The following is a 23240-nucleotide window of genomic DNA, read 5'->3' on the forward strand; positions in this document are numbered from 1 at the left end:
CGATCAGCTGACCTTCTGAGCTGACGGAGGCCTTCGAAACAGCCGGACAGCCAATTTCACTGCGGTATCGATCAGACCCTCCGGAGCAAACCGAATAATCACGATTATCAGGATGCCAAAGAACAGAGTCTTGCCGTGTTCGAAGTTGTCGAGCACCATAGGCAATAGCGTGATAATCAAGGCGCCGAGGATCGCGCCAGAGACCCGGCTGAGCGATCCGATGATTACCATCATGAGCAGATCAATCGAGTAGTTGAAGTTAAACGACGCGGCGTTGAAAGATCGCGAGACGTTTGCGAAAAGCCCTCCAGACAGCCCAGCGAAGAAAGCCCCCATCGCGAATACGAACGCTTTTTCCTTAACGACGGCAATACCTACGCTTGCTGCTGCCGCTTCTGACATCTTGAGTGCGCGAAGCGCACGTCCGGTCTTGGAACTGGCCAGATTTGACGCGATGAAAGCAGACAGCACCAGCGCACCCCAGCAGACCCAGAAGAAGTCATTGGACCTAGGGAGGCGGTAGCCGAATATTGAGAAGCGAGAAATGGTGATTCCAGGATCGAGCCCTCCCGTGATCACGCTCACATTAGCGAAAACGATGTAGGTAACTATCCCGAACGCGAGTGTCGCCATAGCAAGATAGAGCTCGCTCAAACGGGAAAGTGGGCGGCTCAGCAACCAACCGACCGTCATCGCCAAAAGGCCACCGAGAAGAATAGAAAAGGTGTGGTCCAGATGTAACCGGTCTGTCGCCAACGCGGCTGTGTACGCCCCGATGCCGACAAACGCCGCCTGAGCCAATGAGATTTGGCCTCCGAGTCCAAATACAAGGCATAGCCCGATAGCTGCTATCGCATTGATGGAACCGTAGATCAGTAGGGATTCGTAGAATGAATTTCCTGTCGACAGGAATGCGATCGGAAAGAGAGCAACAAGAACGGCCGTTGCGGAACCTTCACTGAAAATTCGCACGATTAAAGCTTTCTGATTGCTTTGCCGCCGAAAATCCCCTGCGGAAAGAACATGAGGACAACGAAGAGCATCGATAGAGTGATCGCGTCTTTGTAGGCGGAACTGATGTAGCCTGCGGAGAACGCCTCGCAGAGGCCAAGCAATAGCCCGCCAATGACAGCACCGAGCGGACTGCCCATCCCGCCGAGTATGGCCGCGGCGAAGCCCTTCAAGCCCAAGAAAAGACCATTATCATAAGCAGTCGATGCGATCGGTGTCAGCAATGCTCCCGCTAACGCTCCCAGTATGCCCGCCAGAACGAATGATGCGGCTCCGACCACGCGGGGGCTCATGCCCATCAGGATCGAGGCATAGTTGTTTTCTGCCACAGCGCGCATCGAGATTCCAAGCCACGTCCAGCGAAGAAGCGCAGCGAGGCCGAGGGATGCGACAACAAGAGCTAACAAGAGCCAAACCGCTTGGGGATTAATAAACAGGTTCCCGACGTTCCAGGTAGCGGCCGATGAAAGAGCCGGGAGAAACATCGGAGACTTCCCAGCCGTCAATTCGACCGCACCCTTGATTGCGATCGCAAGGCCGAGCGTGATCATGACCTGCGAGAGCGTATCTTCGGTCTTAATGTCCACAATGATCAGATAAATTGCCGCGGCCGCCACTCCGACGGCCAGCACGGCGAGCACCATCGCAAGGGTAAGCGGCAACCCGGCCTGATAGAACACCACTGCCAGGATGCCGCCTAACATGACAAACTCGCCATGGGCAAAGTTCACGAGCCGCTTGGTCGCGAACACGATCGTGAAACCAACCGCGATCAGGGCATAGACCGCCCCGAGCGCGACGGCCGAAATGAGAATCTGATTAAACATCACGCCTTCCTGAGCGGCCGTTCCTAGCGTCCTAAGCCGTCCCGCCCGTCATTCAGCCAAGACCCATTTTCCGTCTTTCGCGACCAGCAAGACCATGGAAAGGGAATTCTTGTTCAGACCGCCGTGATTTTCCGGAGAGAAGCTGTAAATACCGTTTCCTCCCTTCACGGAGACCTTCTCGATGGCATCGCGCAGCGACTTGCGGGTGATCTCGCCGTCTATCGACTCTATGGCCGCCTTCGTAATTAGCATCGCGTCGTAGCTATGAGCGGCGTATGTGGCGGGCGCATCGCCCCAACGAGCCTTGTAGTCATCGTAGAGCTTCTGGACAACAGGACGAACCGGGTCGTCCTCCTTGAGCGTCTGCGGTGCGAGAAGGCGCATGGACGTAACGAATGACCCTTCCGCAGCAGGCCCGGCTTGGGTCAGCAACTCTCCTGTCGCCGCCGCATAGCTGTTGTAGATCGGCTTATCGAATCCGATCGCCCTTGCATTCTTGAGGATGATCGATGGTCCAGGAAGCGCACCCCAAATGATCAATGCTTCCGCCTTGCCGCCCTTGATCCGCAGCAACTGCGGAGTCATGTCGGTATCCTGACGGTTAAACTCCTCATGGCTGACGACAGCCACGCCCTCACTCGCGGCCAGTTCCTTCACGACGTTGGCTCCGGACTGACCGAAACCATCTGCGGATGAAAAAACGGCGACATTGTTGATACCCTTGGCCTTTAACTTGGCCAATAGGTCAGTCGCAACGATTCGATCCGAAGGCGGTGTGTTGAACGCCCAAGGCGTCGGAGGCGTGAAGACCTTCTCGGTGCCCGCATGCATTATAATCGGCACCTCTTCCTCGTTGGCGATCGGCAGGACCAGGAGGCTTTCGCCCGAACTGGACGGCCCGAAGACGATGTCCACCTTGTCGGAGCCCACAAGGCGGCGGAATTGCTGGGCCGCCTTGGTGCCATTCCCTTCGGTATCGTAGACCGTGAGCTCGATCTTGCGGCCCTTGATACCGCCGGCCGCGTTGAGTTGCTCCACGAGTAGGCGGAGACCTCTCTCCTCCGGAATACCGAGAAAATTCGCCGACCCGCTGGTGGCGTAAATCGCGCCGATTTTCAAAGGCGCAGGGTCCTTGGCCTCTACCGGCCCGACCAAGCCCGTCACCATCGCAGCAAGCGAAAGCGCAGTGAATACACGGCGGTTCAAAATAGCACGCACCGAGACCTCCCTAAAAAAACGTTTGTTTGTTTTTATAACTCAGACACGTTCGGAGTCAACTCGTTCGGGTCGGCTGACGGGATGAGGTCCCCTTTGCTGCCCCTTGTAGCAGCGATCCGATCGTGGACCCCGCAGCAATATTTCATCCAGGACCAATACAAGTAGATAGAGCAATATTGCTTCGCCTTATGCGAGTATCCGGACCAGGGCCAGCGCTCTGATCCGTCTCCTATTGGGGAACCGTATCGCCCAATCGAACTGGTGCCCGTAGCTCTGCATCCCCTACAACAGTTATAAACGTCCATGCACTGCTGGGCGAGAAGCTAAAAGTGAGGATTGACGGTGACGAAGAGAACACCCTGTCTGATCTATCCCGCATCGAAAGCGCCAGCTTGATCGGAGAATTTTATCCTTGCTTTTCAGCCGGTCCATAGTGACCATGCTCACTGGCCGAGTGTGAAGAGTTCGAGCTTGGACCTGACGTGAGGTCAAGTGGAAATGTCTAATGATCGGGGGCGGACGGCAGCTCGCCATGTATAAGTCCTGGACGGTTGCCATACGAAGTCTCGCTCCTACTGCCGCCGCTCCATTCGTTCACGGAAAATTGATTTCTGGCGAATGACGGCAGCTTTCGCGACTGGCAGCGACATACGCCGCAGTTCGCACCAGGCAAGAATTTCAAGGGGCGGGCGCGTTCGAGCCCTGGCTCCGCGAACCGCCAGTGTGGATGAAAGCGAGCGATGTGGTAGAGGTTGGAAGTCTGCTCAATTGGAACGTTTCTTAACACCATAGCCGACGAAGGCTGATCTCAGGCAGGAGGCTCGGCAGGTTGGTCTTGGCAGGCCGGATCGTAGCCGACACAGGATTGCCAAGCCAGGAGGAGAGAATGAGCCGATTAAATTCGATCGCGGAAACCGACGACCGTCAGCTGACAATGGCAAGAATGGATGTCGCCAAAGTGGAAGCGTTGCTGCGGAGCCGTTTCAGCTGTCGCTCGTTTCTCTCCTCGCCAGTACCGAAGGAGGTTATCCGCGACATTCTGCGCACTGCTTCCCGAACTGCATCCTGGTGCAATTGCCAGCCATGGGACGTGATCGTCACGCGCGGTGACGCAACGGAGGCATTTCGCAACGCGCTTTACGCTCATGCGGCGACTGCTGCCGAGACTACCCCGGATATCCCCTTTCCCTCGCGATATGTCGGCCGCTATGACGAACGGCGCCGTGTCGTCGGCGCCAAACTTTACGACAGTATGGCGATAGCACGGGAAGACAAAGAGGCGCGTAATAGGCAGAGACTGGAAAATTTCCGGTTCTTCGGTGCCCCGCACGTGTGTATCATCAGCACAGATAAGGCTTTGGGCCCCTATGGGGCCATCGATTGCGGCGGGTTCGTCGCCATGTTCCTGCTCGCGGCTGAAGCCGCAGGCGTGGCCGCCATCCCGCAAGCTGCGATCGCCTCCTATTCGGGCTTCGTCAGGGACTATTTTCAGATTTCTGCTGATCGCGACATACTATGCGGCATATCGTTCGGCTACGCGAACCGTACGAGCCCGATTAACGAATTTCGGTCGGATCGGGCGGGTGTAGATGACTTTACCACCTGGTACGGAGATGCCTGACGGTGATCCGAGACCGTTTGCTGGATCGCCGGAGCTTGGAGTTTCCGGCCTTCGATCACGGCGGTGGGCTGGGCGCTCCGCCAGGATTTTGCAGCAGGATCGGGGGCTTGTTCCCGATCGCACTATGCGGTCGTAGCTCGTTGTACTCTCGACGCCAAGCCTCCACTTTCTCCCGGGCATCGGGCAGGCTCATGAACCAGTGGGCATTGAGGCATTCGGTCCGGAACTTGCCGTTGAACGACTCGATGAAGGCATTATCCGGCATGATGTCGTCGGTGCCGCTGTTCCTGTGATCGGTCGAAGCCGCTGGCTTCGGTCGATCCGGGCCTCGGGGCACCGGGAGCACACAACTGCGGGCAGGCCGTAGCACTGACATGAACCGCGAGTTCGAGGTCGTTATCTGGCCGCCCCTGCGACTAGCCCGGATGCGCTGCGAGCGCGGATCCGTAATTGTCGTGTCGCCCGCAAGCTCCCCGTCTTTGACCGAACAGGGAGAGGAGCATGCGGATCATCGGCTTGGACGTCCACCGCGTGGCAGCGGAGGCTGCCGAACTCCACGATGGGGCTTTCCGAAAGCTCGGGCGGATTCCGATGCTGCGGGACGCGCTCGAGGATTTTGCTAGGAAGAACCTGACCACGACGATCACGTGGTCATCGAGGCAACAGGCAATGCGGCTTCTGTGGCTGAGTTGCTTGCCCCTCACGTCGACCGTGTCGTGATCACCAATCCCAAGCAGGTGCGGATGATCGCACATGCCAAGATCAAGACCGATGCGATCGATGCCGCGGTGCTGGCGAAGCTGTATGCGAGCGGCTTCCTGCCGGAGGTCTGGATGCCTGATGAGTGACCTTGGCCATGCGGCGACAAGTTGCCCGCAGGACGCAGCTCGTGCGGCAGCGCGTATGGTTCAAGAACTTGATCCAGTCGATCCTGCAGAGGGACGTCAGCGGGTCGAAGCGGCTGAGGTGGCCTAAGCGGACTTCACCGGGCACTGGCGAAAGCGGCTCAAGCCTAAGCCTGTAGAAAATCCCACCTGATCTGCACGCAGGGGCTATTCGATAACATCCGTATCCGTCGGCGTGCCCGGGCGCGAGAAGGGCGACGCCGCGCTGATAGGCCCACAGGTCGAGGTCGCGGCTGAAGAACTCGGTACCTTGGTCGACCCGGATGCTGGCCGGAAGCCATGGGCCGCACCGACCTGTTCTAGCACCTCGACGACGTCGGCGCCGCGGAAGTTGAGCGCGGATCGACAGCCGGCGAGAAGCGCGAGAAGGTATCTAATCACCGTCAGAACCCGGATCTTGCGGCCCGCTATTATTCCATAATATCCCTTATCGGATTCTCTCCCGCAGCTGAATGAGATTAGAGGATGAAGTGCGGCTTGACCTACGCAATGTCGCGGGTGGAACCATGAGCGCTAAGACGATCTGCCTCGGCCCCTGCAATCCGGCGCCCGTGGTGCAGGTCTATCCCCGCAGGAACGTTATTACGGTGTCTATGAACAGACGCTTGATCGCATCATCAACGCGCACTTGATCCAAGGTCACGCGGTCGCTGATCCGGCATACAAGCCTTCTCCGAAGAAACAAACGCTGCACGGCCAACGGCCGAGTTCCGGATAGCCGCTATAGCCTAGTTTACATTCCAGCATCCGCGGCAAGATCGTCGGAATTTCGTCACAACACCGGACTGTCTTTGAGTTACCGCACATATGCGTCACCCCACCAGCGGAGTTCGCGCTGATCACGACTATGAATCGATGCGCGGTCTTTGATTCCGGATTTGAATTGGACGATGGAGATCTGCGGTGGGAGATTGGGACCGTCTTCAGCCGTGGATTTTGCCATGCCGGAACCGTCTATCCAATATCTTGTCCTGGAGAGGACGGACGCGGCGCACAACATCGCCCGTTACTATGTCCTGTCTCTTGAGCCGACGCTCTTCGCCGAGATGGCCCTTGTGCGCCGATGGGGCCGGATCGGGCGAGCGGGCGGACATCGCGTGGAATTTCACGAAACGCAAGCCGGCGCGACAGAGGCCTTGCAGACATGGCTCAAGCGGAAGCTGCGGCGTTCTTATAGGCTAACCGGAGCCTCGAAGAGGCCAGCTTGACGCTCCCGTCCCGCTAGGCCGAAGACCGGAAAGCTGCTCAAGCCCGATCTAATCATCGGGTTCGCCCGTGCAGCACCGGGTGTTGCGGCAGCGACATCCTATTCGACACCACCAGGACCTTCTTCAGTCCGCCGATTCCTGCGTCCTCCGTCTCGCCCTCTCCAGGCGCTGTTTGAACGCCCCGGGCTGAATCACGAAGCAATCCTCAACCCTCGCCACCTGCCGCGCATATGAGGCTTGCTTCGCGGCATATTCCCCGAGAGGCGGTGTGTTTGAGCCGGACACGACAGTCCGGCAATTGATCGAGCCTGTGCGCATCTTTCCGCGATGCTTGACCTCGATATAACGGGGCAGCACCGACGGCAACATGGACGCCTGATCCTTCCCGACCAACCAGAAGGACGAAATGAACAGGCGTGTGCCGTGGACCTTTCGTTTCTCGGGAAAAGGGGTGGCAAAGTCGATGAAGGCTGCCACCTTCGGCAGGCGCGAGGCTGGAACTGGATCGTTACCAAAGAGCCTGGTGCAGACCTCGCGGTAGAACGCGCTGAATGCTCTCATGCGTGAACGCGCAATCGGTTTGGTCCAGCAGATATCTTCGAATGACATAATCACGCACAAGAGTTCCTTCTCATCTTCCGCTTGCGCAGGGCTCTCCAAAAGCCTCAGCAGATTGTCGATGCCGCATCGGAGCAACAGATGCGCATCTGGATCGGCTTGGCCTGTGCTACGACGACGACCTCCAAGAGTTGCACGGGACGGAGGAGCGGCCGACCGCCGCACCACTGGAACCCCGCCGACGAACTCAACTGTCATATTGCAATGTCCTTCTCCTGTTCTCTGATCTAGTGGTTCTTCCCATGCGAGTCTCTCTTCTGCAGGAAGCGAGCGTTCTGACCCGCCCACTCTTCGCGTTCCTCGGCTGTAAAGATTCGGACGACACCATGATCACTGCTATCAAGGCTGGTGACCCCCACCCATTTGTTAGCGGAAACCCCGAGTTTCTTGATCCACGTTTTCTTCATGTATCTGTGTTGTTCTGGTCTTGCGTGTTTATGAACGATCATACGTCTTCCTTTGCTGATGATCTACAAATTTATTTACTGCTACTTTCGTCGTTAGACTAGAACATATCGATATTATTTTTATTATCATCACTTACTCTCTCTTTTTGCCGCGGGATGGACATAACGACCATCTCGCACTGCAAATACCAAAGGTATATTGCCTTCTTCCCACTCAGGCATTTTTTAGGGGCCCGATCGCTACCGACTTTATAGTCCCGCCATATCCGGCCCCCTCCCCCAAGGGCGAGCGGGGCTCGTCTGTAGCAAAGGCTAGCGTCTTTTGAGAAGGTGTGCCGGCAGAAACGGCTGCTGCACAGGGACGATACATCGCGGCTCAGGACAGCCGGTCTCCCATAAGATCGCCTTCCAGCGACCGGTAGAGCTGCGACCAGGCGCATTCTCCAGACATTCTGGCGGCGGCACCGGTTATATCCGCGACCTCCCGATCAACATCATCAAGGTCCAGGATGAAGGCAAACTCCGCAAGCGGGTTCTCGGACCAAAGAACGTGCCATGCCGATGTCCTACCCCACTCGTCGTCGATCGCATCCCAATGGGAGGGTAGCCAAAAGATACCTTCCATCCTGATGCCCCACCCTTCATCCGTCCTGTCCACGATAAAAACGTCCATGACAGGTCGTGCAGCCCCAGGGGTTGCTCCTGAAGCCATGAGCCATCGCTTCACAAGCTCCAAATGAAACCACAATGCGACATTGTCGAGCAAAGCTGGACCCTCAGCCCTGACGATCGCGGCCCTTTCTCCCGGTGAATTGCAGGGACCGATAAAATAGCGCAGCTCCTGCGCACCAACTCCAAAGATCATCTGTTTGGTGATCGACTCCGGGTACTCTGCAGCCAGGCTGTGATATTTGCAAATCAGCCTCTCCTGCAGAGTTTCTACGGATGAATGTGAGGTGTTAAAACTAATTTTCTTATTTACATCTAGCTTCATTTTTTTCTCCAATGATTAAATCTAAAATTTGTGAATCGAATTATTCATTCATATACATTTGTTTTACAAATGCATCGACGCAAATCGAGAATGGATAATTCGGGATAGTGCTGTCGCAGTATGGGCTGCGTCCCTGAACGGCTATGTCATGTTACCCTCTCCCTACCCTATACATCTACGCGCGGTGATATGCCTCGCACTACATTACCAAGGACAAGCTCAATGGTCGGAAAATCGCGTATGAGCAAAAACACATACTTTATTTCCGGCAATTTCCTGGGTATTTCCGCCAACCAGATTTTATTTCTTTGGTCCGGATGGACAGATTGGCTCAAATCCAGTGATCTCCGGGCAATCTTCCACGACAATCCGCCGCACGTCTCCAAAAATAATTTTCGCTTCTCATAAGGCGGAGGATTTTCCTTGGAAATAAACCCGATTTTCCGGAAATACAGCTGCTTCTTCCGGTGCGTCACGGATTTTGACGCTGGCACGGTCCCCGATGATCGTTCTGGCAATCAAAACACGACGAGCAATTTCGCCGCGCTGAGATTTTGCCGTTAGAAACTGCCATTCAAGGAGTTATCTGCACCAAAATCGGGCCGATTTTCAGACCCCGATTCCGACGGAAAAACGACGTGTTGCACATCGTCGTCCATATCGACATTTCCAGGCGCCGCAGGAGGACAAGCCCTCCAGCACGGCGAACCTGCACACTCAATGCCTGGATCTCGCCCGAGCGGTTGCATTCTTCAGTCAGGCGATGGTAGTAGCCTTGCAGCTTCAATGAGAAGCGACGCTGGGCCTCTTGAGCCGAAGGCGGATCGGATGGGGTGCCTCGATCCGTAGAATTTGAATTTTTAACGATTTCTGTAGCCATGTTTATCCTCTTACTGCTGGCCATTGTAATAATTAAGGTATTTTCGGCGCGTGAACGCCTGTTGTTCGACCGCTTCCCACGACAAGGAGGCAGGCTCAAGCAGATGCTTGGGATAATAATCGATCGATTTCTTGCGTTCTTTGTGTATTTTTCGACGTTTCTCTATTACTTTTTTCATAAAAAACTCTCTCAGCATTTTTGATATTTCAATCATCAGATTCTCCATCGGTTTGGTTTCGGCGTGATCGCTTGGCGGTGGATTGCCAGCCCACCTCCGTCAAAAACATGTGGTGATATCTCGTCAGCTCATCTGATCCTCCTGTTTCCTTGTTCTCATCGCAGAGCCGCCCGCGACCTAAGATGGGTGAGGCCACGTCGGCAGAGCCCCAAACGGAGGCTCATCGACGATGATAATCAAGCAACGCGCCATTTACGGCGTGTTCGCAGCCTGCATCTGATAGGTGACGGAGCGGCCCAGCTTCCTCTTGCTCTTCCTTTTGCCTTGAGACTTGGGCCGGGGGTAGATTACGCAGGTTCGTGCGAAGTCGCATGTCGTGCGCGTGTGGTACAGGTCTTCCAGGATTGACTGAGCCACGTCTGCAATGGCGTTGTCGGCGATGGGAAACACCTCGACTTGGCGAATTCCCCGTTTCCTACAGCCCACAGATCCGGCTAATTTATTCACGATGCGGGAAAATCGATCGACATACCCCGCACTCACGACCCACAACGAGCGGATGTGGACATGCTGGGCACCAACATCTCTTCTGGCGAGCCAATCGGACCTGCCAGCGTCGATCACAAAGCATGCCCGAGGCCTCATATGATCAAGGGCGACAGACGACTTTCGGCCCAGAATCGCCCTGCATACGCGATCGAAAAATGCCCCTCCGGCATCCATACGAGCGACGGACGCATCCCCGGAGCGTGGCCCTCCTTCAAAGAAGATCCTGACCTCAACGAATCGGCTGTCTTTATGGGATCCGGCATCGAAATGCGGGCCGGCGAAGAACTCTATAATATCATCTTGCGACTGATACTTATCAGAAAATTTTGTTACTGTATCCATTAATAACCTCTAATATGCAATTATACATCGCGCCTTCCAATATTGTCAAGCCCAATTGAACTGAAATACAAATAATCGGAATTCTTTCTGAAATATGCCTCCAACAACACTCTATGGCCGATCCGCCCGAGCCCCTAGCTGATTGGCCTATACTAACTCACGAACAACCTTATTATGCTTCTTGATTCGGCATTCGGCAAATTGTAAATTGATATATTATTGTTGTTTTCTATCACTAACCTAGTCGATCGAGGAAGAATGACATCTATCGGAAGTAAATGCCCGTTCTATACCTACGAATTGCCTTCTACCATCCGATGCAACCGCCTTAATCAGGGTGTCTGTTCTCGGCAGATGCTACGGTCCAGATTGTATGATGGCGACGCCTCCCCCTCGGATAGACCTCCAAGTCCTGCTCATAGCCAGGCGATTCGTTGTTATAGAAGCCAAGCTTCCTCGCGTAGGCTATGACCTTATAGAGTTCTTTTCTTTCAACAGACCGGATGTCGATGGTCTCAACACCTCTTTCAAGGCAGTATCTGCATCTCGCAGCCTCGGGTATGTGCTTCTCAATGAGCGCCCGTTGGTCATCCCTCACTGCCCATACAGAGTGAATGTGAATGTTCACGGGAGATACCAGACGATCGGCATATCTTGATCCCTCAGCATCAATCAAGGCCACAACCCTGGGAATAGCTTCAGATTGGCGATGGTGGTTCTTGCCTAAAGCCAATCGGCAAGTTTGGTTGTAGAGAACGCCAAATGTGTTCAGACGGTTGCGCGACAGATCTTTTACAAGGTTACGGACTGAGAACGTCACTGTCACAAAAAGGAAGCATGCGGCTGTCTCGTCTCCGTATGAAGCTGTGAGAAGATCCACAAAATGCGCGGTGAGAGCCTCATGACAGGCAGTTGATGGGTGGCGCTGTCGGAGATGTGTGATCCGTGATTTTTGTTTGCTAGGCTTGGAAAAGGATTGAAAGACGACGCCAGGGACGGCCTTAGTTCCAACGTTAGCTTGTGTTAGTGATTCACATGAATCTATAATTGATTTGTCCATAAATAAACTCTCCATCTTCAAATATTTTTCGTTGTCAAAATGACATAGGTATAAATTCGCCCGCCCGACGTTACGCCGAACATGCGTGAATAAGGATGAGGTTCAAGGATCCAAATCGGAGGCTCGCCGTCGCGATGGGTACCAACAACTGGTTATTTAGGCCGGCGATCATGTCCCATGGCGCTCAGCGGCAATTTTTTTGATATTATTTTCGGGATAACGTTTAATCCCCGAACATGAACAGTGATCATCCGCGAATGATGATCTCAATCGCATCCTCGGTCACACCGAACGAAACAGCCAGCAGCTCCTTGGCTCGTCCAATCGTCAGGCAGCCTGGCCCCGGGACAATCGTGACAGCCCCCGTCGGCGATTGCTCTGGCTTCACCGAGCCGCCCCCCTCCTGACCAGTCCTCGCCAGCCCGCCCACCTTGCTCAGATCACCATGCCCGATGAACCGAGAATGGTGGCCACGGCGGCCCAGCATAAGGCGCCCATATCCCAGCTGGTCGAGAATCCGGAAGCATCTGAAGACTTCGGTTTGGGTCAGGCCCGCTCCCGCTATCGCCTGGTCGACTGAGATTTCGCGTTCCTTTTTCCCAAGGCCAGCCAACCAATCGATCATACTGCGAAACGCCAGATCGTTGTCATAATGGGCCTGGATCTCCCCGTTCATTGTTGGCTCCGCTGATGCACCCTGCATACCCCTCCCCTCGCATGCAGCACACATAGGTTAGTAAGTTTTAATTGTCAATAGCACTAGCGACTACTAGGGGGTCTTTTTCCGAAATGTCTTAGGCGATTAAGGCGCCCTTGTAGCTAACGGCGATCAGGTAGCGGATAACGGTATGTCGTCGATCTCACCTCAGCCAATTCTGATGACCAGGTTACCGCTTGGTGATACAAGAGCTCGGCGCCCCACTCGCAAGCCGTCGAATGGCGAGCGGCAGGCCAACCACATTTTTGTGTAGCCCTTACAAGGCGCGATCGCGCACCCGCATGAGGGTTTGCCGGCTCACCCCATATTTCCGCGCAGCCATCGCAATGCTCATGCCTGCGTTCAGATCGGAACGAGCCGCTTCTCTCTGTTGCAAGGTCAGAAGCGATGGCCGGCCGAGGGTCTTACCCTGCGATCTCGCGCGCTTGAGACCGGATTGGGTCCGCTCAATCAGAAGGTCGCGTTCGAATTGCGCCACGGCATTGAGAACATTCATGGTCATGGTGCCCGCGGAGCTCGTCAGATCGACACCGCCTAGCGCCAGGCAATGGACTTTCACCCCCATGGTGCTCAACTTCGATACCGTGGAACTGACGTCAATGGCATCGCGTCCCAGCCGATCCAGTTTCGTGACGATCAACACGTCCCCCTTCTCCATGCGATCAAGGAGCCGGCTGAAGCCATCCCGTCTTGCGATAGCGACACTTCCTGAAACGGTCTCGGCAACGACCCGGTGGGCTTCTATTCGGAAACCCGCCGCTTCGATCTCAAGGATCTGGTTCTCCGTCGTCTGTCCTGTCGTTGAAACGCGTGCGTAGGCAAAAATCCGTGTCATGAATGTCCTTATAGGCCGTCCGAAATATCGCGCCTGTTCAATATTGAGTCAATCTATTTTACGGACATTCACAAACGCGCCGTCCAAAAACCTTCCTTTTCGGACGGGGCTATTCTCATGCAATTGGTAACAGTTGAAGTTTTGTAAATGAGGATGGATTGAACCGCTGATTGAAGCGGTTCAATGCCTGCGGCAATTAAAATTATCCGAGAATGAGTCGTCACCTCAGGTGACATGAAAAAATTTGGGTTTGGACGATGAATTTTCTCGATAATTTGGATTGGCGTTGGTACCTTAATCCATGTAACATAAAGAATATTACCAGATAAATCCTTATTATCCTTCTCCCGTACAATATATTGCCACAGACACCCATACCGATATTCTGCGGGAGATTACTCCGACCTAACGATAACGATAAAAATTACCTCTTGTAGCATTTGCCCGTCCAGCATTGAAGCTGACAAATCAATGGGATATCTGATCGTCACCCGTCAGTCCCATAAACTCGATAGCGGTGTCGCGATAAGCTTCTCCCCAAAGGAAATCACGTCTGTGCCGTCGTAGAGCAAGGCTCCGACCGCGAAGCGGTCACCGCATGCGTTGGCCAGTGCGCGCAACCCCCCGAAATCGCCCGGTTTCACAGTTGCGCTCGCCTTGACCTCAATGCCCACGATCATCCCGTCGTCTTTCTCCAGCACGATGTCCACCTCTCGCCCTTCCCTGTCGCGGAAATGATAGGGCGCCAGCCTCAGGTCACTCGAGGTCATCAGCTTCAGAATCTCTGAGAAAACGAAGGTCTCTAACAGCGCTCCGAAAAGCGTCCGATCCGCCCTCACCCGATCAAAGGTCAATCCGCGGGTACTCGCCAGCAGGCCGGAATCCAGGAAGTGCACCTTGGGTGTCTTCACGATTCGCTTCAGCGCATTCGTGTACCAGGGTTGCAACATCGCAACCAGGAACACCTGTTCGAGCAGGCCAACATACCGTTGTCCCGTCTTGTGGCTGACATTGATGCAGCCACCTAGCTGTGAGTAATTGACCAACTGGCCGGAATGCTCCGCCAGCAACCGGACGAACCGTGGCAGTTCGGTCATTTTTCCCACATTGGCGATGTCTCGCAGATCGCGCGTCAGGATCGAGGTCAGATAGGATCGTAACCAGTCTTGCCGACGACGCTCACTCGCACGACTGATAACTTCGGGAAAGCCACCAAGCAGGACGATTTGCACCAGGTCCTCGCCCACGACGGTGTCGGATGGCCTTTGCGACCGGCCCGCAAAAAGCCGATCGAGAAACTCTGGCTTCCGACCTAAGATCTCCGCTCTGGCCAGCGGCAACATCTGGATTGTTTCCACTCGCCCCGCCAAGCTGTCGGCCACCCTTGGCAGGGTCAATACGTTTGCCGAGCCGGTGAGAAGGAACCGTCCTGGTCGGTAGTCCTCGTCGACCGACCTCTTGATCGCCAGCAGCAGATCGGGGGCACGCTGAACTTCGTCGATGATCGCCTGATCCAATCCCCTGATGAATCCCACAGGGTCAGATTGGGCGGCTTCAAGTGCAGTTTGATCATCGAGGGTGATATATGTTCGATTGGCATCACCCATCTCTCTTACCAGGGTGGTTTTGCCGGCCCGGCGCGGCCCCACAATTAAGACAACTGGTGTATCCGCCAGAGCCTCCTCGGTCCGACGTTTTACAACTCGCTCAAACATGCCATTCCCTGACAATCCTCGGCAGATTGGAATTATCATGTCCGCCAATTGGAAGTCAATGATCCGCCTATTGGAACATCAAATCCCGCCGGATCGCAGGATCAAGGATGACATGGGTCAGCAAAGCCGAGAACAATGACGCCGCTGGCTCCTGCGCAAGCACATATCCTACTCAAATCCAGCGCAAGCGCGAAGGCTTGGCCTCTAAGCATCTCAATTCCAATGTGGTCGCTTAAACCAGGATCCCGCCGCTCGAGGGCTCAGTAGAATGAAGCCTAAGATGCCTCGTTGAGACGATGCCTACCGCTACGGAGTCTTGGAACGACGGTCTTGTCTGCGAGAAAAGTGAGCCAGCATCGCGCACAACCGGCGCAGGTCCATTTGGCGGATATTATGTCGGACTTTAGCCTGCGCAAGAAGTTGCCGTGCGTGTATTGCCGCCTCTCCGCTTCTCTCGAGACTCTCAATAAAGGCCTCGTGGAGCAAAAGGCGCCTCTCACCCTTTTGCACCTGCCTCTGAGCCTCGCAGAGATGGCATTCAAGGGCACGAATTATGAGAATCTGTAACATCCTCCGTTACCTCTCATCGAAAGATGGCATAGTTTGGGTAACCGGTTCAGGCTTGCCTGTGGCTTACCACAGCTGCACGATCGAGCGGCTTCCCTGCGTCTGATGGCAATGGCACTTGCCGACAAGGAACCCAAGCTCCATCTTGGCCATATGAAGGCTTTGGGGGCCGGAGCAGATGGGCAACGGGCTGGAAACGAATACGACGGTCACGTTCAGGATCACACCTGAAGGTGCCAGACATTCCGTGGTAGTCGCGACAGAGCGGATCACAGAGCGTGAGCAAGGGACAAGGCCGAAGCGCGGGCTTCCTCCCCCGCCCAAACAATATCTTCTGATTGGATTCGATGCCGAATACGTCCCGCCCGCACCGCCACACTCTGGCGACGACATGGGGCCAAGCGAACCACTAAACAATGACATCCTTTCGTACCAGTTTTCCGTAAGAAAGGCCGTCGAGGGGGAAGAGCCGGGCTCTCCTATCGCGGGGATCGTCCTTCCCGACGACGGCGGGCGCGTTGCTCTCGCTCCGTTTCTTGCCTTTGCGATCGGAACCTGGCTCGAGAGGTTTCCCGGTGAGACCGCGCCTTCGACCATCTACCTCGTGGGGCATTTCACGAGGGAGAGCATTTCGGCCTTTGCGGATTTTAGGGATTTTCAGAGATGCCTCAGCATCATCCACAATACGTTTGTGACGGTGAACCGGACTCTTGCTATCAAGCTCACCCCAATAGATGCGCGGCAGGTCTCCTTGACCATCAACCTCCGGGATGTCCGCCTTCTGGCACCGGAAGATCATTCATCTCTTGATCAGATCGCCAATATCCTTGGCTTGCCAAGGCCGGAGACGACATACAGACGGCCCCTGTCATCGCATCCCAACCTGAAGGACCTGATCGCTCAGGATTGGCCTCGCTATCGAGCCTGGGCTACGCAGAATGCCGACATCTGTGTGGCTTATTCCGAAAGACTGCTAAGTCGGAATAGCACGCTGGCGGGTAAGTTCACCCTGCCCGTCACCCTGACTTCCATCGGTCAGCAAATGGTTCTTGATCGTTGGAAGACGGCGGGTTTCCAACCGCTTGAACCGCTTGGCAAGGAGGAAATCCAGGAGACCAGGTTCGACAGGAGATCGGCAAGGTTCGTCACCAAAAAGACGAACGTGTACATTGACCGGGTTCATTGGGAGGTCGACTTCGTCACTGATTCCTATCATGGGGGGCGCAACGAACAGTTCATGTTTGGACCAGCGCCTGAAGGCGAATGGCGGGATTTCGATTTGGCCTCTGCCTACACCACTGCCATGTCATTGATCTGCCTTCCCCAGTGGCAGGATCTCCAGCCGCTCTCCAATCTTGAAGACGTCGAGCCAACAGATCTCGCCTTTGCCTGCGTCGCGTTCGAATTTCCCGAGACTGTGCGGTTTCCAACCCTGCCGGTGAGAACCGGAAACGGGCTTATCTTCCCGCGCAAGGGGCGCTCCGTCTGCTCCGCCCCCGAAATTGCCCTTGCGCGAGAGCTTCAGGCGGAGCTCACCCTGATCAAGGGGGTAACGGTCCCAGTGGATATGGAAAAGCCCCTGTTCAAGGGCTTCATCACCGACTGCCTCGAACACCGAAATGCCTTTGAAAAGGGGTCGCTGGACAACCTCTTCTGGAAAGAGCTCGGCAACAGCACCTATGGCAAACTTGCACAGGGGCTGAGGGAGAAGCGCGTATACGATTCCCGTTCAAACAAGATGGAGTTCATCCCCGAGGCGAAGATCACGCAACCTTTTTATGCCTCCTTCATTACCTCCTACACCCGGGCCGTGATCGGAGAGATTCTCAACCGCCTGCCCCAAGAGGTAACCGTCTTCAGCGTGACGACCGATGGGTTTCTATGCACAGCCTCCCTCGAGGATATGTCCATGGCGCTCTCAGGTCCCTTGGCCGGATCATTCACGCAAGCCAGGCGAGATCTGGTTGGGAATGATGATGCCCTTGAAGTCAAACATATTATCCGGCAGCCAATCGGATGGAGAACGCGGGGCTCAGCCACCTTGAAACCCGGACACGAGCCAGAAGATATTGTACTCCAGAAGGGTGGCATCAAAGTGCCTGAGCGGTATGGCAAGCTCGAGCAGAACCTTTACATGGTCGATCTGTTTCTGAACAGGACAGCAGATCAAACGATAACGCAAAGCACGAACATTACCATCCGTCAGATGATCGCCGAAAACGTTGATTTTGGCAGGGAGGACAGTGAGAGACGTCTCGCCATGGAGTTCGACTGGAAACGCGTTCCCACCAACCATCGTGACGAGACTATCGAGTTCGAAGGGACACCTTTCAATCATCTTGCATTTGATTCCATACCACTTCAATCCAAGGACCAGTTTGAAGAACTTAGGTCTCTCTGGGCAGCATATACCAAGAATGATCCCAAAATACTGAAGACGGAAGCCGATTACTCCCGGTTTATGGACTACGTGGATGCGAAGCGTAACAACGGCCGCTATGCCTTCACAGAGGATGGGGATCTCAAAAGAATCAAGCTCGAACTATGCGCGGCCTTTGTCCGGCGGGACGGCAGTTTCGCGGAAATCAGAACGAGATCCACATATACGCACAAGGAATTTGCCAGAATCCTCACTAATTTTGGAATTCCCTGCAAAGATAGCGATGTTGAAAATGCAGCCAGGAACAAGAAGAAAGGAAGGCTGATGGCTTATGGTCAATCCGGAGATTCAGAACGTGTCAAAGAGGTATTGATCAAGCTGAAAAACGAATGTTTTCCGGATCTGGATATTGCTTTATTTCTCAAGGGGGATATTGGCAATATTTCTCACAACGAAAATACGGTTTCTGATAATGGGATGGTCTGATAGAGTCTGGTATCTTTTTTGCACCCCCATCATAATCGATAATTGACCTTGCAATGCACATCAGAAAGGGGAGCGATCAGAACGAAGAAAAAAGTATCTAGTAAGACTAGTTAGGATCACATGTATAGCATAACAATATACGCCCCCCTCCCGTACAATATATTGCCAAAGACACCCATACGGCTATTGTACGGGTAGTGTGTCTATGAATACGTTCTTCACCTCGTCAGCCTCAACCTTATGCCCAACTGGCAGGGGTGCCCACTCTCTCGCAGACTTTTAGCACAAGGGGTTTCGCCACTCCCAAGCTGAAGATCCGGCGGCTCTCTGAGCCACTTTTATGGAATGGCCCGCCCCTCACCGTCCTGCCTTATCCTGGGGAGGCAAACGAGGGAGAGCGATGATGACGAAGCCTACCGTTGCGGTTCTGGGTATCGATCTGGGCAAGAACAGTTGCAGTGTCGCCGGTCTCGATGACACGGGTCGTGTCGTTCTGCGACGTCGTCTGAGCCGGGAAGGCGTTGTTCGGCTCACGGCCAGCATGCCGACCTGCGTCATGGCGATGGAAGCGTGCTGCGGCGCTCATCATCTTGGGCGCGTGTTGCGCGAGCAGGGGCACGAGATCAGGTTGATGTCGCCGGAATATATCCAGCCCTACGTCAAGGCACAGAAGAACGACGAGCGGGATGCCGAAGCGATCGCCGAAGCCGCAACCCGTCCGACGATGCGTTTTGTAGAGCTGAAGAGCGAGGCCCAGCTCGAGATGCAGATCCTGCATCGGGCACGGACACGTCTGGTGACGGAGAGGACGGCGTTGATCAATCAATTACGCGCGTTGTTGCTGGAGCGCGGCATCATCGTCGCCAAGGGGCGCTCTCGCCTGGAGCAGCATCTTGCCTCAATGCTGGACGAGGGGGCGCCGGCGCCGATGGCCCTGAGTCCGCGCACCCTGCTGCTGATCGAGGACATGCGCCTGGAATGGCGCGACCTCGATCGTCGCATTGCCGCGCTCTCGGCAGAGTTCCAGGTGCGGGCACGTGAAGATCAGCTGGCAAGCCGACTTGCGACGATTCCCGGCTTCGGAGCGCTCAACGCCACGGCCCTCGTCGCGGCGATCGGCTCTGCCGAGACGTTCCATCGCGGCAGAGACCTCGCGGCCTGGCTCGGTCTCGTGCCGCGACAGGTGACGACTGGCGGCAAGCCCCGCCTTCTCGGCATCACCAAGCGGGGGAATGTCTATCTTCGTACCTTGCTGATCCACGGCGCGCGAGCTGCCTTGCCGTCGCTTGTAGATAGCCCCACCACGATGGGAGAGTGGCTACGCGGGCTGTCAGCACGGGCGCATAAAAACAAGGTCATCGTCGCCCTGGCCGGCAAGCTGGCACGGATCGCCTGGGCGGTTCTGCGGTCGGGGCAAGGCTACCGGAAGGGCGACATGCCCGTAATAGCCTAATGTGATCGACCGGCCGCGCAACGCCCCCGCGCCCCGGTCAAGCATGTCTGCTGGTGGTGGATGCGAGATGGCCTGACGGTTGATCCGGCGCTTTGAAATCCTGGTTCAAAAAATGGCGCATCAACGCCGGGACTTTTATGAGGACCAGAGCGCGCGGAACTCCATCTTGGCCGAGGCCCGACCTCGAGACCGGATACGTTGGCGCAGACCGGTCAGATTGCCTAGCAAAAACCGCTTGCCGACGGGGCGGGCCATACGTTTTTGAACGATGCGAGGACATGAAAAACCACACAATTGAGGCCACGGATTGGTAATGCTATCAAGCGGGAGGGCCTACCGGAACTCGTTAGGTTTTTTGACGTTAAAAAGGGCTTGCTGGCTCTGGCTGCAAAACATTTGAAGAATAACAAGCGCGATGATTCGAAAGTTGGCTAACACGGGCAATGCGAAGCACGGGAACGGGTAAGCTCAAGGCGGCCTTGGCCGCGGTAGTTCCCCAAATCGTAGCGCAATAGGCAGCGACCTGAGCGAGACGATCATGCATCGGACGAAGCGTCTGCGCACCACAAAGGTCGCAAGGCTCGCTCCAGGTGAGCATTAACTACGATTTGATCAGCTTCTTCCACCCGACCGCACCTGATAGCATCCACGCACAGGATCCCATGAACGCCCTGTGCCCAGGTATCGAGATGCAGAGCTTCCCTCTGCGCATGTGAATGGGTCAGATGCTCGAACAACCGCTCCTCAAGGTTGGCTGTGTGGCCAACATACAAGGTGCTTCCTTCGACAGGCAATGGCGCGAGCTGCGGATAGCGATAGCCAGGATGGCGATGGCTCACATAATGATCGAGGATGTGGGCCAGCGACGCGCGCCTGACCGAAATCCAGAATACGCCCGGTCCGGCCCCAAAGATACGAGAGAGTCGATCCTTGATCTGCCAATCTGCAACACCGACCGTGGCGAAGCCAATGGACCAGGCCCGATGGTCAAGGTTCCTCCATGCCCCAAGGATCGGCAGGATGGTTGAATCAACGGTTCCTGTGTTCAAATTCGTTCCTGATTGTCCTTCGATGATGACTTCTTGCTGATCACGAATTGCCCAGCCGGGTCGCCAGGTCAAAGGCCGTAATGGGCACACAGACGTTCGACCTCAGCCTGCCTGCCCTGCCGTACCATGGCACGCGTCCAATCGAGCGTTGCCAGGCGGTCCGTGGTTCCTGTGACAGTGTAGGGGGAAAACCCGAGTTCCGTCCGGCGAGCATCGACGCGTGCGATAGAGTCGGCGCTCATCGGATTGATGCCTCGTCTCCGCAGTGCAGCATCCACAGTGTCGTCGTAAATCTCGTCATACTCTTCAGGAAACAGCCGGGCATGGAAGGCCCGAACTTGCCTCTCCAGAGTTTCGTCTGCGCATCCTCTCGCTGACTGGGCGACAGCCCCGCCCGCCATTCCCCGACCTGCGTGACGCTGCCTTGACACCTTTACCGCCGACACCGGACCCAATCCTGACCGCCTTTGACGGATCTGTAGCAAAGCCCGCGCTTCTTGAGCTCATCAGCCGCCTTCGCGCGGCGACCGCAAGCCTTGTCGGTCGCAGGGTCATCGCCAGAGCCTCCTCGGCACGCATCGTTCTGATCCGCCCAATAGTCGATCAGGGCCTTGTTTGCCATTCCCCGCAAGGGCGGCGCCGCGGGCGCCTTCTGCATAGTGGTCGCAAGGGGGATACACCACTGATAGTCCTCGCCCTCGAGGCTGAACCGCTCCCGCGTCGGGACATCGAGGATGAAGGACTGCGTGAAGGTCTCATCAATCTCCCGGCACGTGGTCTCGACGTGATAGCGATGCGGGGGCCGGACCATTTTTATCATGGCGACCACACAGGCAGTCTCTGGTCCTTGAAACTGTTTTCCACCCTTGTCGACTTCATAGGGCGCAAAGTCGAGCTCGCCCCGTCTGAATTCCGCGCATCGTTGTGGTGTCTCAGTGTAGACCCCATCGCGCAGCGGTACCCGGTAATCGGCAATGACGGGATGGACAAACACCGTGAAAACGATCAAGGGCAGCGCAGCCCCGGCAACCCATCGGATCCCCATGGCGGCGGTCTCAAAAATAGTAGCGTTTGTTACGGAACACATACAGCAGGAGATAGACCGGCAGCCATAACCCACCGGTCAAGATCGACAGGATGATGTGCAACCAGTGCGGGAACCGCTTGATGGGACCGGCGTAACCGGCGACGGCTGAGGCCGCCGCCGAGGCCCCGCCTCCCCCCGCATTCATGAAGACCTGCGAGGTGCCCTGCTGCTGCCTCTTCAACATCTCGAGTTCGCGCATCTGGGGGTCAAGAATCTCCCCGCAGTGCCTGCACTTTTTAGATTTCGCATTGATCGTTTCCGCGCAGTACGGACAAGCGATCATTGCGGCTGGTGTTTCGTCCAAATGGTCCCCCATAGTCGGCGAGGGCTTAGCGGCTATCCGCAAACCCGTCCCATTATCTAGCTTTTTGCAATTTATGATATAATCAGACGACTTTCAACCAAAAACTCGTACCAAAAGATATTAACGCCGAGACATTCTCATCTCATTGGAGGAGAATGACGCCGCATCAGAAAGCGCTCAAATCGGCTTTGGAGTTTCGGGTTCGGTTGAAGGCCGCTCGAAAGAATGTGGGTCTCACGCAAGAAGAGCTCGTGGCCATAGCCGAATGCTCAGCAGTCACCTTGAGCAAGCTTGAAACGGGCGTTAACAGGCCGACCTACGAGATCCTCGTATCCTTAGCTTATGCTCTTGACGTCTCGCCAAACGCATTGATCGGGTGGGACAGTGACCCGCCATCCCAGACTGAAGCAGCAAAAAAAGAACAGCTGACTCGTCTTATGTTGCTAGCCGAGCACCTGTCCGATGAGTGGATCGAGCAGCTTGTCTCCATTGCCGAGAAGGCCTCTCGCTAGTTCGCTCTTACGCTGCAATACCGAGCTTCAAAGTGTAGTTCGTCCCAAACCTTGAACTCGGCGCTTCGTTTGCGGGCCTTAAAAAATTATGCTTGGTTCTATGGGTTCACGCTCCCCCGTGAGCAGCCTCCCGATTTGCCGCTTCCCCGGCCGCCGCAAGGCAAAAATCGGGAGGCATTTTTCGAGCCTGCACATCAGGTCGGGTTTCCGTCAGCGAGACAGCGAACTTGGACACTCGGAACTTCTTCGGTATGACGCCGCTACGGAAAGCGCTTGCGGCGGGGAGATTGCATGGACCGGACAACCATTCGCGAAC

The 23240-nt window shown here is 55.4% G+C and carries 21 protein-coding genes and 3 pseudogenes; 7 read left to right on the forward strand and 17 right to left on the reverse strand.

Annotation, left to right across the window (positions count from 1 at the left end):
• Positions 1 to 3: 3 nt before the first annotated feature.
• Genes C7450_RS31940 through C7450_RS31950 form a run of 3 tightly spaced genes read right to left on the reverse strand, consistent with a single transcriptional unit; the run spans position 4 to position 3056 of the window.
• Entirely contained in the window at positions 4 to 972 is a 969-nt protein-coding gene (locus tag C7450_RS31940) for a branched-chain amino acid ABC transporter permease (RefSeq protein ID WP_170147550.1), read from the reverse strand.
• A 2-nt stretch (positions 973 to 974) separates the two neighbouring features.
• Entirely contained in the window at positions 975 to 1838 is an 864-nt protein-coding gene (locus tag C7450_RS31945; protein WP_110378461.1) for a branched-chain amino acid ABC transporter permease, read from the reverse strand.
• Positions 1839 to 1886: 48 nt separating this feature from the next.
• Positions 1887 to 3056 carry an ABC transporter substrate-binding protein gene (locus C7450_RS31950; protein WP_146227609.1) on the reverse strand — a complete coding sequence of 390 codons (1170 nt, stop codon included), beginning with the start codon at positions 3054 to 3056 and terminating at the stop codon, positions 1887 to 1889.
• A gap of 886 nt (positions 3057 to 3942) precedes the next feature.
• Here C7450_RS31950 and C7450_RS31960 point away from each other — a divergent pair.
• Entirely contained in the window at positions 3943 to 4677 is a 735-nt protein-coding gene (locus tag C7450_RS31960; RefSeq protein ID WP_245450287.1) for a nitroreductase, read from the forward strand.
• 55 nt (positions 4678 to 4732) lie between these two features.
• Here C7450_RS31960 and C7450_RS31965 read toward each other — a convergent pair.
• Positions 4733 to 4936 (reverse strand): annotated as a pseudogene (locus tag C7450_RS31965) (integrase core domain-containing protein); the annotation flags it as partial.
• Between the two features lie 242 nt (positions 4937 to 5178).
• Here C7450_RS31965 and C7450_RS31970 point away from each other — a divergent pair.
• A pseudogene (locus C7450_RS31970) lies at positions 5179 to 5611 on the forward strand (IS110 family transposase); the annotation flags it as partial.
• Positions 5612 to 5732: 121 nt separating this feature from the next.
• Here C7450_RS31970 and C7450_RS31975 read toward each other — a convergent pair.
• Positions 5733 to 5996, reverse strand: a pseudogene (locus C7450_RS31975) (integrase catalytic domain-containing protein); the annotation flags it as partial.
• Between the two features lie 527 nt (positions 5997 to 6523).
• On the opposite strand from C7450_RS31975, the gene C7450_RS31980 reads away from it, so the two are divergent.
• On the forward strand, positions 6524 to 6790 hold the full coding sequence (locus tag C7450_RS31980) for a WGR domain-containing protein (RefSeq protein ID WP_110378463.1): 267 nt from the start codon (positions 6524 to 6526) through the stop codon (positions 6788 to 6790).
• A 123-nt stretch (positions 6791 to 6913) separates the two neighbouring features.
• On the opposite strand, the gene C7450_RS31985 is transcribed toward C7450_RS31980, so the two are convergent.
• The 4 genes from C7450_RS31985 to C7450_RS33775 all read right to left on the reverse strand — a co-directional run bounded on the left by C7450_RS31985 (position 6914) and on the right by C7450_RS33775 (position 9903).
• Positions 6914 to 7606 carry a hypothetical protein gene (locus C7450_RS31985; RefSeq protein WP_146227610.1) on the reverse strand — a complete coding sequence of 231 codons (693 nt, stop codon included), beginning with the start codon at positions 7604 to 7606 and terminating at the stop codon, positions 6914 to 6916.
• A gap of 585 nt (positions 7607 to 8191) precedes the next feature.
• Positions 8192 to 8809 carry a hypothetical protein gene (locus C7450_RS31995; protein ID WP_110378466.1) on the reverse strand — a complete coding sequence of 206 codons (618 nt, stop codon included), beginning with the start codon at positions 8807 to 8809 and terminating at the stop codon, positions 8192 to 8194.
• Between the two features lie 574 nt (positions 8810 to 9383).
• Positions 9384 to 9689, reverse strand: a complete 306-nt coding sequence (locus tag C7450_RS33770) for a hypothetical protein (protein WP_146227611.1) — start codon at positions 9687 to 9689, stop codon at positions 9384 to 9386.
• Positions 9690 to 9699: 10 nt separating this feature from the next.
• The gene (locus tag C7450_RS33775; protein ID WP_146227612.1) at positions 9700 to 9903 is read right to left on the reverse strand and encodes a hypothetical protein; all 204 of its coding nucleotides are present in this window, start codon (positions 9901 to 9903) and stop codon (positions 9700 to 9702) included.
• A 531-nt stretch (positions 9904 to 10434) separates the two neighbouring features.
• On the opposite strand from C7450_RS33775, the gene C7450_RS33780 reads away from it, so the two are divergent.
• Entirely contained in the window at positions 10435 to 10761 is a 327-nt protein-coding gene (locus tag C7450_RS33780; RefSeq protein ID WP_146227613.1) for a hypothetical protein, read from the forward strand.
• 325 nt (positions 10762 to 11086) lie between these two features.
• Here the strand turns inward: C7450_RS33780 and C7450_RS33785 are convergent, their stop codons facing one another.
• From C7450_RS33785 to C7450_RS32020, 4 genes are all read right to left on the reverse strand, one after another.
• A complete protein-coding gene (locus tag C7450_RS33785) occupies positions 11087 to 11818 on the reverse strand; it encodes a hypothetical protein (protein ID WP_146227614.1) in 732 nt (243 codons plus the stop codon).
• Between the two features lie 247 nt (positions 11819 to 12065).
• Positions 12066 to 12494 carry a hypothetical protein gene (locus C7450_RS32010; protein ID WP_110378469.1) on the reverse strand — a complete coding sequence of 143 codons (429 nt, stop codon included), beginning with the start codon at positions 12492 to 12494 and terminating at the stop codon, positions 12066 to 12068.
• Positions 12495 to 12792: 298 nt separating this feature from the next.
• Entirely contained in the window at positions 12793 to 13371 is a 579-nt protein-coding gene (locus C7450_RS32015; protein ID WP_110378470.1) for a recombinase family protein, read from the reverse strand.
• A gap of 494 nt (positions 13372 to 13865) precedes the next feature.
• Positions 13866 to 15086 (reverse strand): ATP-binding protein, encoded by a 1221-nt coding sequence (locus C7450_RS32020; protein WP_110378471.1) that lies wholly within the window; start codon positions 15084 to 15086, stop codon positions 13866 to 13868.
• Between the two features lie 745 nt (positions 15087 to 15831).
• On the opposite strand from C7450_RS32020, the gene C7450_RS32030 reads away from it, so the two are divergent.
• Complete coding sequence (locus C7450_RS32030) at positions 15832 to 18519, forward strand: hypothetical protein (RefSeq protein ID WP_110378473.1); 2688 nt, start codon at positions 15832 to 15834, stop codon at positions 18517 to 18519.
• Positions 18520 to 18922: 403 nt separating this feature from the next.
• Positions 18923 to 19972, forward strand: a complete 1050-nt coding sequence (locus C7450_RS32035; RefSeq protein ID WP_110378493.1) for an IS110 family RNA-guided transposase — start codon at positions 18923 to 18925, stop codon at positions 19970 to 19972.
• 536 nt (positions 19973 to 20508) lie between these two features.
• Here the strand turns inward: C7450_RS32035 and C7450_RS33790 are convergent.
• The 4 genes from C7450_RS33790 to C7450_RS32055 form a co-directional block, all read right to left on the reverse strand.
• Positions 20509 to 21093, reverse strand: a complete 585-nt coding sequence (locus tag C7450_RS33790; protein ID WP_146227615.1) for a GIY-YIG nuclease family protein — start codon at positions 21091 to 21093, stop codon at positions 20509 to 20511.
• On the reverse strand, positions 21090 to 21263 hold the full coding sequence (locus C7450_RS34235) for a hypothetical protein (protein WP_170147551.1): 174 nt from the start codon (positions 21261 to 21263) through the stop codon (positions 21090 to 21092). The genes C7450_RS33790 and C7450_RS34235 overlap by 4 nt, the downstream gene beginning before the upstream one ends.
• Before the next feature lie 191 nt (positions 21264 to 21454).
• Positions 21455 to 22066 (reverse strand): hypothetical protein, encoded by a 612-nt coding sequence (locus C7450_RS32050; protein WP_110378476.1) that lies wholly within the window; start codon positions 22064 to 22066, stop codon positions 21455 to 21457.
• Between the two features lie 10 nt (positions 22067 to 22076).
• Positions 22077 to 22307 carry a hypothetical protein gene (locus C7450_RS32055; RefSeq protein ID WP_245450289.1) on the reverse strand — a complete coding sequence of 77 codons (231 nt, stop codon included), beginning with the start codon at positions 22305 to 22307 and terminating at the stop codon, positions 22077 to 22079.
• 260 nt (positions 22308 to 22567) lie between these two features.
• Here C7450_RS32055 and C7450_RS32060 point away from each other — a divergent pair, with 260 nt between their 5' ends.
• Entirely contained in the window at positions 22568 to 22924 is a 357-nt protein-coding gene (locus C7450_RS32060) for a helix-turn-helix domain-containing protein (RefSeq protein WP_110378477.1), read from the forward strand.
• The last annotated feature ends 316 nt before the right edge of the window (positions 22925 to 23240 follow it).

It is taken from the genome of Chelatococcus asaccharovorans (assembly GCF_003201475.1).
Classification (GTDB): Bacteria; Pseudomonadota; Alphaproteobacteria; order Rhizobiales; family Beijerinckiaceae; genus Chelatococcus; species Chelatococcus asaccharovorans.